This window comes from Cupriavidus sp. DF5525 (genome assembly GCF_040149425.2).
GTDB classification, from domain to species: domain Bacteria; phylum Pseudomonadota; class Gammaproteobacteria; order Burkholderiales; family Burkholderiaceae; genus Cupriavidus; species Cupriavidus pickettii_A.
Genome location: NZ_CP168265.1, coordinates 1,399,393 through 1,412,347, shown reverse-complemented (window position 1 = coordinate 1,412,347; position 12,955 = coordinate 1,399,393). Strand labels below are relative to the sequence as shown.

Sequence of the window (12,955 nt, the reverse complement as noted above, 5' to 3'; positions counted from 1 at the left end):
CTTCCAATGTCTCTGGATCGTAGCATGACCAAAGAACACCCCATGCTCTTCGGCCGCGCCGTGGTGTGCGCCGATCCGGGAGCTAATACGCCAACGGAAAGCCGAATAGGTCCTGTGCCAGGTCACGCTCGAACGCGGCTATCCACGATGTGCCCCGACCGGCCAGCAGATCTGCATTCTGGTCGATGACCAGTGGCTCGTCTGTCGGACCCAAGGATATCGCGCGCTTCTTGAACAAGCATTTCGAATGCTAAGCCGAACGCGAGCAAGAAGTATCGGGCGCTGCTATCGGTGCAGAACGCCAATCATCCGGCCAAGGCGGTGAATGATTCGGGCGTGCGGATGCTGATTGAGATGACGTCGGAGTTGCAGGACCTGCGGGCGAACGTGCTGACGGATAAGGGGCGGCAGGAAGGTGCTGCGGCGGCCCAGGCATCGGCGGGTCACACGACCGCCGAAATCACTGCGCACTGCACCAAGGCGCGAGAGGTTGAGCACGTCAAACCTGTCGCCATGAAGCGGTCAAGTCAGACACTTGCGCCCAAAATAGACAAAAGGCCTAGCGAGTAAAACTCGCTAGGCCTTGTCAATACTGGTCGGGGCGAGAGGATTTGAACCTCCGACCACCTGCACCCCATGCAGGTACGCTACCAGGCTGCGCTACGCCCCGAAAGAAAAAGATTATATCAGAAGCATTTCCCGTATGACTAGCACCTGACGTCAAATTATCCGTGCTTCGCAATCTCGCGCAGTTGCGCGAGCAGGTGCTGCACTTCGACCAGTTCATTGCGCAGACCGGCGATGTCGACCGACAGGGCCGCCGCGCTTTCTTCGCTGCCTTCCGTTGCTTCCGGCACTACCGCAGTGGCGCTGTGATGGCGCCCTTCGTCGAGCCGGTTGCGCGCACCGTTGATGGTGAAGCCCTGCTCATACAGCAATTCGCGGATGCGGCGGATCAGCAGAACTTCATGGTGCTGATAGTAGCGGCGGTTGCCGCGGCGCTTGACGGGCTTGAGCTGCGTGAACTCCTGCTCCCAATAGCGCAGCACGTGCGGCTTGACGGCGCAAAGCTCGCTCACCTCACCGATAGTGAAGTAGCGCTTGGCCGGGATCGGCGGCAACGCGATGCGTTCGCTGGATTTGTCCGACATGAAGTGTGTAGACGAGCGTCAGGCCATGCCGGCCATGAGGTTGGCGCGCAGGAGCTGCGCGCCCAGAAGAATACCGATGCCAGCCTGTGGAAGCAATCCGCCGTTTGGGTGACGGGTCAGCCTGCGATGCCCGCGCGCTCTTCCACCAGGCCCTTGAGCTTCTGGCTGGCGTGGAAGGTCACCACGCGGCGCGCGGTGATGGGGATGACTTCGCCGGTCTTGGGGTTGCGGCCGGGCCGCTGCGGCTTGTCGCGCAGCTGGAAGTTGCCGAAGCCGGACAGCTTGACGCTGTCGCCCTGCTCCAGCGCTTCACGGATGACGTCGAAGAAGGCTTCGACCATGTCCTTCGATTCGCGCTTGTTCAGACCGACCTGGTCGAACAGCATCTCGGCGAGCTCGGCCTTGGTCAGCGTGGGAACCTCGGTCGCGCGGTTGTCCGGCGTCGCGTCGTCAAGGGAGGAAGCCTGCCGGTCGCTCATCTCACCCAGTGCTGCAGCGGTCATGGAATTCGCGTCTCGATCATTCATGTCGATCGCTCAAGTGTCTGTCTGGCGATCCGCCCGGGGCTGGCCCGGGCGCCCTGTTTATCGTGTGGCTGTCGGTTCAGCCGCGCAGCCGGGCCTGGAAGGCCTCGGCCAGCGCGTCGACCATGCAGCGCACTGCGCTGTCGACAGTTTCGTCCTGGAGGGTCGACCCAGTATCTTGCAAGGTCACCCGGAACGCAAGGCTTTTCTCGTCCGCGCCGATGGCGGTGGAAGCGCCCTTGGGACGGAACTCGTCGAACAGCACGAGGCCCTGGCAGTAGCGGCCGTAGCCCTGCTTTTCCAGTGCTGCGCGCATGGTGTCGAGCATGTCCTGCACACGTACCGATTGCTTCACCACCACGGCCAGGTCGCGCACCGCGGCCGGGAACTTGGAGATTTCGGTGTACACCGGCAGGCCGGCTTCGCGCAGCGCGTCGAGCTGCAGCTCGAACAGCACCGGCGCGTGCGCCAGCTCGTACTCCTGCAGCCAGCGCGGATGCAGCTCGCCAACCATGCCAACCGGTTTGCCGTCGAGCAGCACGCGCGCGGCGCGGCCCGGGTGCAGCGCGGGGTGCGACACCGGCTCGAAGCGCGGCACGCGCGGATGGAACAGCGCCTCGACATCGCCCTTTACGTCGAAGAAATCGACGTTGCGCGTGGGGATGCCCCATTGCTCCTCGAACGCCGGGCCATAGGCGATGCCGGCGGCCATCATCGGCTGGTGGTAGCCGGCAACCGTCAGGCCACCGTCCTTCACCTCCTGGTCACGATGGAACACGCGGCCCACCTCGAACAGGCGCACGCGCGCGGCCTTGCGGTTCAGGTTGTAACGCACCTTGTCGACCAGGCCGCCGATCAGCGTCGAACGCATCACGGCCAGCTGGCTGGCGATAGGATTGAGCAGACGGATCGGGTTGTCGTTGGCGGCGAAGTCGCGCTCCCACTTCTCTTCGACGAAGGCGAAGTTGATGACTTCCTGGTAGTCGCGCGCGGCCACGGCGTGGCGCACCACGTGGGTGGAGCAGCGGGCCTCGTTGGTCGGGCGCATCTCGCTCTCGGCCACCGGCGGACGCGCCGGAATACGCTCGAAGCCATAGATGCGCGCGACCTCCTCGATCAGGTCTTCCTCGATCTCGATGTCGAAGCGGTAGCTCGGCGGCGTGACCTCGAACACCTCGCCCTCGGCGCCCTGCGACCGCGTGAACGGCAGCTGCAGGCGCTGGAACACATCGGCGATGGCAGCCGGCGACAGCTCGATGCCGAGCACGCGCTCGGCGCGCGCGACGCGCAGGCTTACCGGCTTGCGCACCGGCAGGTTGACCACGTGATCGTCCACCGGGCCGGCCTGGCCGCCGCAGATCTCGAGGATCAGCGCGGTGATGCGTTCGATATGCTCGACCGTGGTGGCATAGTCCACGCCGCGCTCGAAGCGGTGCGCGGCATCGGTCGAGAAGTTGTAGCGGCGCGCGCGGCCCTGGATCGCCGACGGCCACCAGAATGCAGCCTCGAGGTAGATGTCGGTGGTGTCCAGCGTCACGGCGGTGCTGTCGCCGCCCATGATGCCGGCCAGGCTCTCGATCTCCTTGTCATCTGCAATCACGCCGACCTGCTCGTCGACCTCGATGGTGTTGCCGTTGAGCAGCTTGATCTGCTCGCCCTTGCGGCCCCAGCGCACGTCCAGGCCGCCGTGGATCTTGTGCAGGTCGAACACGTGAGACGGACGGCCCAGCTCCAGCATCACGTAGTTGGAGATGTCCACCAGCGCCGAGATGCTGCGCTGGCCCGAGCGCTCCAGCCGCTGCACCATCCATGCCGGCGTGGCGGCGCGCGCGTTCACGCCGCGGATCACGCGGCCCGAGAAGCGGCCGCACAGGTCAGGCGCCGACACCTTGACCGGCAGCTTGTCTTGGATCGTCACCGCCACCGGCTTCATTTCAGGCAGTTTCAGCGCGGCGCCGGTCAGTGCCGACACTTCGCGCGCCACGCCGTGGATCGACAGGCAGTCGGCCTTGTTCGGCGTCAGCTTGATGACAAAGACCTGATCATCCAGGTCGAGGTATTCGCGGATGTTCTGGCCGACCGGCGCGTCCTCCGGCAGCACCAACAGGCCGCCGTGTTCTTCCGACAGCTTCAGTTCGCGTGCCGAGCACAGCATGCCGTAGCTGTCCACGCCGCGCAGCTTGCCGACCTTGATCTCGAACGGCTGGCCCCCGTCCTCGGACGGGGGCAGCACCGCGCCCACCAGTGCGCACGGCACCAGGATGCCCGGCTTGACGTTGGGCGCGCCGCAGACGATCTGCAGGGTCTCGCCGCTGCCGGCATCGACCTGGCACACATTGAGGCGGTCGGCGTTGGGATGGCGCTCGGTCGACAGCACGCGCGCGACCACCACTTTGTCGAACGGCGGCGCGACCGAGCCCACCTCTTCCACTTCCAGGCCGGCCATGGTCAGCGTGTGCGACAGCGCGTCGGTGGAGATCTTTTCAGGGTTGGCGAAGGTGCGAAGCCAGGATTCCGAGAATTGCATGGCGCTTCTGATCCGGTAAGTATTCTGTGTAGTCGTTGACGAGGGGACGGCGGCGGCGCGTCAGGCGAACTGGCGCAGGAAGCGCACGTCGCCCTCGAAGAACAGGCGCAGGTCGTTGATGCCATAGCGCAGCATGGTCAGGCGCTCCAGGCCGGAGCCGAACGCGAAACCGATATAGCGCTCGGGATCGAGGCCCATGTTGCGCAGCACATTCGGATGCACCTGGCCCGAACCGGAAATCTCCAGCCATTTCCCCGCATTTTTCCCATCCTCGAAGGCCATGTCGATCTCCGCCGACGGCTCGGTGAACGGGAAGTACGACGGTCGGAAGCGCACCTGGATATCGTCGCGCTCGAAGAACTTGCGCAGGAAGTCGGCGTACACGCCCTTCAGGTCGGCAAAGCTGATGTCTTCACCGATCCACAGGCCTTCGACCTGGTTGAACATCGGCGAGTGGGTGGCGTCGCTGTCGACGCGATAGGTACGGCCCGGGCAGATCACCTTGATCGGCGGCATCGGCTTGCCGGCGTACTTTTCGACGTGCATCTTGGCGTAGCGCACCTGCATCGGGCTGGTGTGCGTACGCAGCAGCAGCAACTTGTCCTCGCTGTCGCGGCCGTCGATATAGAAGGTGTCCTGCATCGAACGCGCCGGGTGGTTGTCCGGGTTGTTCAGCGCGGTGAAGTTCATCCAGTCGGTTTCAATCTCGGGGCCGTCGGCCACATCGAAGCCGATCGAGCCGAAGATCTGCTCCACGCGCTCCCAGGTGCGCATCACCGGATGCAGGCTGCCACGGCTGGCCGCGCGGCCCGGCAGCGTGACGTCGATGGCCTCGGCAGCCAGGCGCGCATTCATCAGCGCGTCGGCCAGCGCCTGGCGGCGCGCCTGCAGCGCGGCTTCCACCTGCTGCTTGACCTGGTTGATTCGTGCGCCTTCCGTCTTGCGGGTTTCCGGGTCGAGCTTGCCGAGGCCCTTGAGCAGCTCGGTCAGCGCGCCGGTCTTGCCCAGGAAGCGGGCCTTTTCGTTTTCCAGCGTGGCGTTGTCGTTGGCAGCAGCGAAGGCGGCCTGGGCGTCGGCGACAATTTGATCCAGATCCTGAGACATGGCGGCGGTCGTGGCGTGTTCTGGCGTCGGTCGGACCAATGACAAAAGACAATGGCCGGCCCGACGTGGGTTGGCACTACGTGCGGTATGCGTTTTCGGATGCCGTCTCGACGCCTGGCGCAAAACGGTATCCGGAACCGCAAATAAAAACGGGGCTCGGTGAGGAGCCCCGTTTCAGCAGACCTTGCGGTCGGCGGTCGACCTTGCGGTCGGTGCTTGCCCGGCAGCGCTTACGCGCTACCGCAGCCGGCATCAGGCAACGGTGGCTTTCACCTGGTTGACGATGGCGGCAAAGGCAGGCTTGTCGTGAATAGCCATGTCCGACAGCACCTTGCGGTCCAGTTCAATCGAGGCCTTCTTCAGACCGTTCATGAACACGCTGTAGGTCATGCCATGCTCACGCGTCGCGGCATTGATACGCGCAATCCACAGAGCGCGGAACACGCGCTTCTTGTTGCGGCGATCGCGGTACGCGTACTGGCCAGCACGCATGACCGCCTGCTTGGCGATGCGGTAGACATTATTGCGACGGCCGCGGTAACCCTTGGCAGCGTCGATGACTTTCTTGTGACGGGCCCGTGCAGTGACCCCACGCTTTACTCGAGGCATGTAATTCTCCTTTCGTTATCGTCAGGGGTTATGCGTAAGGCATCATCGCGCGCACCGACTTCAGGTTCGTCTCATGGACGTCCTGAGTACCGCGCAGTTGACGCTTGTTCTTGGTGGTCTTCTTGGTCAGGATGTGACGCTTGAAGGCCTGGCCACGCTTGAACGAACCGTTCGGACGGGCAGTAAAGCGCTTGGAGGCGCTTTTCTTCGTCTTCATCTTCGGCATGAAAAACTCCAGCTCATATGACATGCATGCAGGTGGACGGCTCACGCCGACGCTTGCAAGACCCGCATCCACTTGTTGTTGCACGACGACCCTTGCAGGCCGCGCGCCACTTCCGCACGAAGCAACGCCGGGATGCCTGGCATCCCGGCCGCTGCATCGCGCAGGAATTACTTCTTCTTCTTGGGGGCGAGCACCATCACCATCTGGCGCCCTTCCATCTTCGGCATCTGCTCGACCTGTCCGATTTCTTCCAGGTCCGCCTTCAGGCGTTCGAGCATGCGTGCGCCGATTTCCTGGTGCGCCATCTCGCGACCACGGAACCGCAGCGTGATCTTGGTCTTGTCGCCGTCTTCCAGGAAGCGCTTCAGGTTGCGCAGCTTGACGTTGTAGTCGCCATCATCCGTACCGGGGCGGAACTTGACTTCCTTGACCTGGATGATTTTCTGCTTCAGCTTGGCCTCGTGGGCACGCTTGGCTTCCTCGTACTTGAACTTCCCGTAATCCATGATCCGGGCGACGGGAGGAACCGCGTTCGGCGCGATCTCCACCAGGTCCAAGTCCTTATCCTCAGCCAGCCGAAGCGCGTCCATGAACTTGACGATGCCGAGCTGCTCGTTATCAACCCCTACCAGGCGCAGCTCAGGCGCGCTGATTTCCCGGTTGATGCGATGACCTTTGTCCGTAGCGATGTTGCGTTACCTCAAGAAGACAAAAAAACAAGCCGTGCTCACCACCCATCAGGCTTTGCTGGCGACGTCGTGTTGCAGACGCTCAACAAACGCGGAGACGGGCATCACACCCAGATCCACGTTGCCACGGGCACGCACGGCCACTTGACTGGCATCCCGCTCCTTGTCGCCCACCACTAGCAGGTAGGGAACCTTCTGAAGCGAATGCTCGCGGATTTTATACGTAATTTTCTCGTTACGCAAATCCGCCTTGGCCCTAAACCCTTGTTTTTGCAGCGATTGCACGACGTTTTCAGCATATTCCGCCTGCGAATCCGCGATATTCATGACCACAACCTGTTCCGGGGCAAGCCACGCCGGCAGCGCACCGGCATGGTTTTCCAGCAGGATGCCCAGGAAGCGCTCGAACGAACCCAGAATCGCGCGATGCAGCATCACCGGGCGCTTGCGCGAATTGTCCTCAGAGACGTATTCGGCACCAAGGCGTTCAGGCAGCACCAGGTCAAGCTGCAGCGTGCCGCACTGCCACGAGCGGCCGATCGCGTCCTTGATGTGGTACTCGACCTTGGGGCCGTAGAAAGCACCCTCGCCCGGCAGCTCTTCCCAGTCCACGCCGCAGGCGCGCAACGCCAGGCGCAGGCCCTCTTCGGCGTGATCCCAGACCTCGTCCGAGCCGGCACGCTGCGCGGGGCGCAGCGACAGCTTGACCGCCACGTCCTTGAAGCCGAAGTCGTCGTAGACTCCGAACGCCAGTTCGTTGAAGGCCTTGGCCTCGGCCACGATCTGCTCTTCCGTGCAGAAGATATGCGCATCGTCCTGCACAAAGCCGCGCACGCGCATCAGGCCGTGCAGCGCGCCCGAGGGCTCGTTGCGATGGCAGGCGCCGAACTCGGCCAGGCGCAGCGGCAGGTCGCGGTACGAACGCAGGCCGTGGTTGAAAATCTGCACGTGGCCCGGACAATTCATCGGCTTGATCGCGTAGTCGTGCTTCTCCGACTCCGTGACGAACATGTTCTCTTTGTAGTTCTGCCAGTGGCCGGACTTTTCCCAGAGCGAACGGTCCATCACCTGCGGCGTGCGCACCTCCTGGTAGCCGGCGTCGCCCAGGCGGACGCGCATGTACTGCTCGACAGCCTGCCACACCTGCCAACCCTTCGGGTGCCAAAACACCATGCCGGGCGCCTCTTCCTGCAGGTGGAACAGGTCGAGCGACTTGCCCAGCTTGCGGTGGTCGCGCTTCTCGGCCTCTTCCAGCATGTGCAGGTAGGCTTCCTGGTCTTCCTTCCTGGCCCAGGCCGTGCCGTAGATGCGCTGGAGCATCTCGTTGTTGGAGTCGCCGCGCCAGTAGGCGCCGGCCACCTTCATCAGCTTGAAGACCTTCAGCTTGCCCGTGGACGGCACGTGCGGACCGCGGCACAGGTCGACGAAATTGCCTTCGCGGTACAGGCCGATTTCCTGGTCAGCCGGGATCGAGGCGATGATCTCGGCCTTGTACTTCTCGCCCATCGACTCGAACAGCGCCACGGCTTCGTCGCGGTTCCACACTTCGCGCACGACCTTCTCGTCCTTGCGGGCGAGCTCCGTCATCTTCTTTTCGATGGCGGCCAGGTCTTCGGGCGTGAAGGGACGCTTGTAGGCGAAGTCGTAGTAGAAGCCGTTTTCGATCACCGGCCCGATCGTCACCTGAGCTTCGGGATACAGCTCCTTGACGGCGTAGGCCAGCAAGTGCGCCGTGGAGTGGCGGATCACATCGACGCCGTCGGCGTCCTTGTCCGTGACGATGGCCAGCTCAACGTCGCGGTCGATCTGGTAGCTCGCGTCGACCAGCGTGCCATCCACCTTGCCAGCCAGCGCGGCCTTGGCCAGGCCGGAGCCGATGCTCTGCGCCACTTCGGCAACCGTCACCGGGCCGGGAAACTCGCGGCGGGACCCATCCGGCAGCGTGATTGCGATCATTTCGACTCTCCAGGATTCCGCCGGCGGCGACTTGCGCTTCGCCCGAGCGGATCAAACTGCATCTTGTGGCACCGGCCCGCGTGCTTATCTGTTTGCGCACGATCCGGCGATTGTTCTTTGCGGCCTTGCCTCGCTTGACGCGAAAGCCGGCAGCTTATCAGGGAGCTGGCAGGCGACAGACGAAAAAAAACGCGGCCAAGGCCGCGTTTCTCTTTGTCAAACCCGATCCAACCGGGCCGAAGGCGCACCTCGACTACTGTCGCTTGCCAGCGGTAGTAGTTCGCGGTGTCATAACCATGATGCCCTTCCGTTCCGTATGGGGTTGAATCGGACTTGCCGCACTTCTTTTCTTACTGCTTTACTGCAATTCGTTGGTAGGCTCGATTGGACTCGAACCAACGACCCCCACCATGTCAAGGTGGTGCTCTAACCAGCTGAGCTACGAGCCTAGCGAAGCCGCAAGTATAGCATCACTTTCTTTTCGCCTGCAACACCCCCTGCACGTCCTCGATCAACTGCAGCGCGCGCTGCAGTTGCGTAGCCTCGGACACTTCGGCGGTGAACTGCATGCGCGCCACGCCCTTGCTGGAGAGCGTCTTCACGCCGGTGACGTTGATCTTCTCGCGCGACAGCACTTCCGAGATATCGCGCAGCAGCCCCTGCCGGTCGATCGCCTCGACCTGGATATCGACCGGATACACCGCCGCGTGGCTCTTCTTGCCCCACTCGGTCTGGATCACCCGCTCCGGCGCACGCGCCGACAGTTGCTGGAAGGTATGGCAGTTGCGCCGATGGATCGACACGCCGCGCCCGCGCGTGACAAAGCCCACAATATCGTCCGGCGGCGCCGGCTTGCAGCAGCGCGACATCTGCGTCATCAGCGAATCCACGCCCACCACCAGCACGCCGCTCTTGGCGCCGCGCGCCACGCTGGTCGCGCGGCTCTTCTTGGTGACCGCGTCTTCCTCGCTCAGCGGCGCCTGCACTTCCCCTTCCGGGTGGCGCAGCGCGTGCTCGACGTGGCGCAGGCTGAACTCGTCCTTGGCCACCGCCGCGAACAGATCGTCCGGCGTCTTGAAGCCCAGCCGCGTCGCCAGGTCTTCCAGCTTGACCGCGGTCTTGCCTTCGCGCTGCAGCGTCTTGTCGATCAGCGCGCGGCCCTGCGCGATGGTCTCCTGCGAATCGAGCGCGTTGAACCACGCCCGCACCTTGGCACGCGCGCGACTGCTGGCCAGGTAGCCGAGCTCGGCATTGAGCCAGTCGCGCGACGGCCCGCCTTGCTTGACCGCGATGATCTCCACGGTCTGACCGTTCTTCAGCGTCGTGTTCAGCGGCACCATGGTGCCGTCCACGCGCGCGCCACGGCAACGGTGGCCCAGGTCGCTGTGCAGGTAGTAGGCAAAGTCCAGCGGCGTCGCGCCCTGCGGCAGCGCCACCACGCGCGCCTGCGGCGTCAGCACGTAGATGTGATCGTCGATCGCGGCGTGCTTGATCTGCTCCCACTCGTCGTGCGCCACGCTGTGGTCGGCGTCGTCCTTCCAGGCCAGCAGCTGGCGCAGCCAGGCGATCTTCTCGTCATAGCGCTCGCTGGCGGAGAACTGTCCGGCATAGCCGCGGCTGCCCGCCTCCTTGTAGCGCCAGTGCGCCGCCACGCCGTATTCGGCAAAGTGGTGCATCTCCTGCGTGCGGATCTGCACCTCGAAGGCGCGGCCGTCGTCGCCGATCACCACCGTGTGCAGCGACTTGTAGCCGTTGGCCTTAGGCCGCGAGATGTAGTCGTCGAACTCGCGCGGGATCGGCTGCCAGATATGGTGGACGATACCCAGCACCGTGTAGCAGTCCTTGATATCGTCGACGATCACGCGGAAGGCGCGCACATCGTACAGGTCGGCAAAATCCAGCTCCTTGCCGCGCATCTTCTTCCAGATGCTGTAGATATGCTTGGGCCGCCCGCTCACCTCGGCCCGGATGCCGGCGGTGGCGAGCTCGGACTGCAGCCGCGCGATGGCGCTGGCGATATAGCCCTCGCGCTCGATACGCTTCTCGTCCAGCAGCTTCGCGATGCGCTTGTAGGTATCGGGCTGCTCGAAGCGGAACGCCAGGTCCTCCAGCTCCCACTTCATCTGCCAGATACCGAGGCGGTTGGCCAGCGGCGCGTAGATGTCGAGCGTCTCGCGCGCCACGCCCGGCTGCGGCGCCTGCTTGGTCTCGGCGAGCCAGCGCAGCGTCTGCAGCCGCGAAGCCAGGCGCACCAGCACCACGCGGATGTCCTGCGCGAACGCCAGCAGCATCTTGCGCAGCGCCTCGACTTGCTCGTGGCGTGCCTGCACCTCGTTCTTGGACGGCGTGGCCGGCTCGGCATCCGCGCGGCTGCTGCCGGCAATGGCGCCGATGCGCAGCAGCTGGCGCACGCCATTAACCAGCCGCGCAACCTCATCGCCGAAGCGCGGCGCGAGATCGGCCTCGGTGTCGGGCACGAAGGCCACCAGCGCGAACAGGCAGGCGGCGGCGCGTGCGGCATCGTCGACGCGCAGGCCATCGAGGATGCGCAGCATGCCCTGCGCATGCGACAGCACGGTCTCGCCGGTGGGCAGCGCAACCTCAGCGCCATGCTCACGCACATAAGCCAGCGCGCGTTCGACCAGCTCGGCATCCGGGATGCCCGCGACCCGCGCGGTCAGGTCGGTGGACGTCACCATGTCACTACGCCTGCATCAGTTGAGCGCAGCGGTCACCACCACTTCGATCAGGTAGTCGGGATTGGCCAGGCGGGCTTCCACCGTGGCGCGCGGGGGCGTGTTGCCTTGCGGGACCCAGGCGTCCCAGACCTCGTTCATCTCGCCGATCAGGTCGACGTTGGTGAGGAAGATCTGGCACGACAGGATGCGGGTCTTGTCGCTGCCGGCCTCGGCCAGCAGGCGGTCGATATGGCCGAGCACCTCGCGCGTCTGGCCGCGGATATCGGCCTTGGGATCGACCTCGGGCACCTGCCCGGCCAGGTAGACCACGCCGTTATAGACCGCGTATTCGGACAATCGCTTGCCCACGTGGGCGCGCTTCAGTTCTTGGTTACTCATGACAATGCACGACAATGCGTTGAGGGATAAAAAAAACAGGTCCGCTGCGCGATACGCTCACGCGCCCCCGACAAAAAACTGGCGGGCGATGGCAATCTGCGCCGGATCGACAAAGGTCGGGGCGTGGCCCACGTCGGGCACTTCCACCGAACTCACATGCTTGCCGCGCGCCACCATCTCGGCCACGGTCTCCCGCAGCAGCAGGTCGGACTGCGCGCCGCGCACCACCAGCACCGGCCCTTCGATGGCCTCGAAGCTGCGCCACAGTGCAGTTTCACCCAGGGCAATAAGCTCCGGCGTGGACTGGCGGAACGGCGTGGCAAGCTGCGGATCGTAATGCAAGCCCCATTCCAGGCCTTCAGTACCCTGCACCGGCTTCAGGATGGCGGCGTTCAGCTCGCGCCATTGATCGGGCGTGTGGCGGCCGAATGAGGCGCTGATGGTCTGCAGGTACGCCAGCCCTTCCTCGAAGGTCTTGAAGCGCACCGGCAGGCCCAGGTAGGCGCCGATCCGCTCCACCGCCGAGGGCGCCAGCTTCGGGCCCACGTCGTTGAGCAGCAGCTTGCGCACCGGCGACTTCGGCAGCCCGGCCAGCCCCATGCCGATCAGGCCGCCCATCGAGGTGCCGAACCAGTCCACCTGCTCCACGTTGAGCCGCGCAATCAGCGTGACCATGTCGGACACGTACTGTGGCACCACGTAGCTGTTGGGATTGGCCAGCCATTCCGAGCGCCCGCGGCCCGCCACATCGGGGCAGACCACGCGGTAGTCGCCGCACAGCGCGCTGGCGACGGTATCGAAGTCGCGGCCGGTGCGCGTCAGCCCGTGTACGCACATCAGCACGCGCGGGTTGGCGGGGTCGCCCCACTCGTGGTAGGCCATGCGGTGCAGGCCCGCCGGGCTGATGCACTGGACAAAACCGAGGCGCGGACTGGCAGACATCTGGACTCCCTGACGAACCCGACCGCTGGCCGCAAAAAAAGCGGCGCCGCCGGAGGTTGAGCAAAGCTGGATTGTACGCCGCAGCGGGTACAATGCCACAGCACAGTGTCTGCACCACCGCACACGCTGCCGCGCACCGCCACGGCGCGG

General features: G+C 64.3%; 12 protein-coding genes and 2 tRNA genes. 1 reads left to right on the top strand and 13 read right to left on the bottom strand.

Features of this window, described 5'->3' with window-relative positions:
• Positions 1 to 291: 291 nt before the first annotated feature.
• Entirely contained in the window at positions 292 to 570 is a 279-nt protein-coding gene (locus ABNX08_RS06750; protein WP_022534413.1) for a hypothetical protein, read from the top strand.
• Between the two features lie 23 nt (positions 571 to 593).
• Here ABNX08_RS06750 and ABNX08_RS06745 read toward each other — a convergent pair.
• From ABNX08_RS06745 to ABNX08_RS06685, 13 genes are all read right to left on the bottom strand, one after another.
• A tRNA-Pro gene (locus ABNX08_RS06745) sits at positions 594 to 670 on the bottom strand.
• Positions 671 to 725: 55 nt separating this feature from the next.
• A complete protein-coding gene (locus ABNX08_RS06740) occupies positions 726 to 1,151 on the bottom strand; it encodes a MerR family transcriptional regulator (protein ID WP_022534406.1) in 426 nt (141 codons plus the stop codon).
• Between the two features lie 116 nt (positions 1,152 to 1,267).
• On the bottom strand, positions 1,268 to 1,678 hold the full coding sequence (locus tag ABNX08_RS06735; RefSeq protein ID WP_022534405.1) for an integration host factor subunit alpha: 411 nt from the start codon (positions 1,676 to 1,678) through the stop codon (positions 1,268 to 1,270).
• Positions 1,679 to 1,754: 76 nt separating this feature from the next.
• Positions 1,755 to 4,202 carry a phenylalanine--tRNA ligase subunit beta gene (pheT, locus tag ABNX08_RS06730; RefSeq protein WP_022534404.1) on the bottom strand — a complete coding sequence of 816 codons (2,448 nt, stop codon included), beginning with the start codon at positions 4,200 to 4,202 and terminating at the stop codon, positions 1,755 to 1,757.
• A gap of 60 nt (positions 4,203 to 4,262) precedes the next feature.
• A complete protein-coding gene (pheS, locus tag ABNX08_RS06725; RefSeq protein WP_022534403.1) occupies positions 4,263 to 5,306 on the bottom strand; it encodes a phenylalanine--tRNA ligase subunit alpha in 1,044 nt (347 codons plus the stop codon).
• Between the two features lie 252 nt (positions 5,307 to 5,558).
• Positions 5,559 to 5,915, bottom strand: a complete 357-nt coding sequence (rplT, locus tag ABNX08_RS06720; RefSeq protein ID WP_008650487.1) for a 50S ribosomal protein L20 — start codon at positions 5,913 to 5,915, stop codon at positions 5,559 to 5,561.
• A 28-nt stretch (positions 5,916 to 5,943) separates the two neighbouring features.
• Positions 5,944 to 6,141, bottom strand: coding sequence for a 50S ribosomal protein L35 (gene rpmI, locus ABNX08_RS06715; protein WP_006575466.1), 198 nt, complete (start codon positions 6,139 to 6,141; stop codon positions 5,944 to 5,946).
• A gap of 167 nt (positions 6,142 to 6,308) precedes the next feature.
• A complete protein-coding gene (gene infC, locus ABNX08_RS06710; protein ID WP_078195944.1) occupies positions 6,309 to 6,830 on the bottom strand; it encodes a translation initiation factor IF-3 in 522 nt (173 codons plus the stop codon).
• 48 nt (positions 6,831 to 6,878) lie between these two features.
• Positions 6,879 to 8,786 (bottom strand): threonine--tRNA ligase, encoded by a 1,908-nt coding sequence (thrS, locus tag ABNX08_RS06705; RefSeq protein ID WP_022534402.1) that lies wholly within the window; start codon positions 8,784 to 8,786, stop codon positions 6,879 to 6,881.
• Positions 8,787 to 9,158: 372 nt separating this feature from the next.
• A tRNA-Val gene (locus ABNX08_RS06700) sits at positions 9,159 to 9,235 on the bottom strand.
• A gap of 21 nt (positions 9,236 to 9,256) precedes the next feature.
• Positions 9,257 to 11,485, bottom strand: a complete 2,229-nt coding sequence (locus ABNX08_RS06695) for a bifunctional (p)ppGpp synthetase/guanosine-3',5'-bis(diphosphate) 3'-pyrophosphohydrolase (protein WP_022534401.1) — start codon at positions 11,483 to 11,485, stop codon at positions 9,257 to 9,259.
• Between the two features lie 15 nt (positions 11,486 to 11,500).
• A complete protein-coding gene (locus ABNX08_RS06690) occupies positions 11,501 to 11,863 on the bottom strand; it encodes a RidA family protein (protein ID WP_022534400.1) in 363 nt (120 codons plus the stop codon).
• Between the two features lie 57 nt (positions 11,864 to 11,920).
• Complete coding sequence (locus tag ABNX08_RS06685) at positions 11,921 to 12,805, bottom strand: alpha/beta fold hydrolase (RefSeq protein ID WP_022534399.1); 885 nt, start codon at positions 12,803 to 12,805, stop codon at positions 11,921 to 11,923.
• Between the last annotated feature and the right edge of the window lie 150 nt (positions 12,806 to 12,955).

Excerpts from the sequence above, each read along its gene's own strand:
- pheT (WP_022534404.1), bottom strand. The coding sequence starts at position 4,202 with ATGCAATTCTCGGAATCCTGGCTTCGCACCTTCGCCAACCCTGAAAAG.
- rplT (WP_008650487.1), bottom strand. The coding sequence starts at position 5,915 with ATGCCTCGAGTAAAGCGTGGGGTCACTGCACGGGCCCGTCACAAGAAA.
- ABNX08_RS06735 (WP_022534405.1), bottom strand. The coding sequence starts at position 1,678 with ATGAATGATCGAGACGCGAATTCCATGACCGCTGCAGCACTGGGTGAG.
- thrS (WP_022534402.1), bottom strand. The coding sequence starts at position 8,786 with ATGATCGCAATCACGCTGCCGGATGGGTCCCGCCGCGAGTTTCCCGGC.
- ABNX08_RS06740 (WP_022534406.1), bottom strand. The coding sequence starts at position 1,151 with ATGTCGGACAAATCCAGCGAACGCATCGCGTTGCCGCCGATCCCGGCC.
- ABNX08_RS06685 (WP_022534399.1), bottom strand. The coding sequence starts at position 12,805 with ATGTCTGCCAGTCCGCGCCTCGGTTTTGTCCAGTGCATCAGCCCGGCG.
- pheS (WP_022534403.1), bottom strand. The coding sequence starts at position 5,306 with ATGTCTCAGGATCTGGATCAAATTGTCGCCGACGCCCAGGCCGCCTTC.
- rpmI (WP_006575466.1), bottom strand. The coding sequence starts at position 6,141 with ATGCCGAAGATGAAGACGAAGAAAAGCGCCTCCAAGCGCTTTACTGCC.
- ABNX08_RS06695 (WP_022534401.1), bottom strand. The coding sequence starts at position 11,485 with ATGGTGACGTCCACCGACCTGACCGCGCGGGTCGCGGGCATCCCGGAT.
- ABNX08_RS06690 (WP_022534400.1), bottom strand. The coding sequence starts at position 11,863 with ATGAGTAACCAAGAACTGAAGCGCGCCCACGTGGGCAAGCGATTGTCC.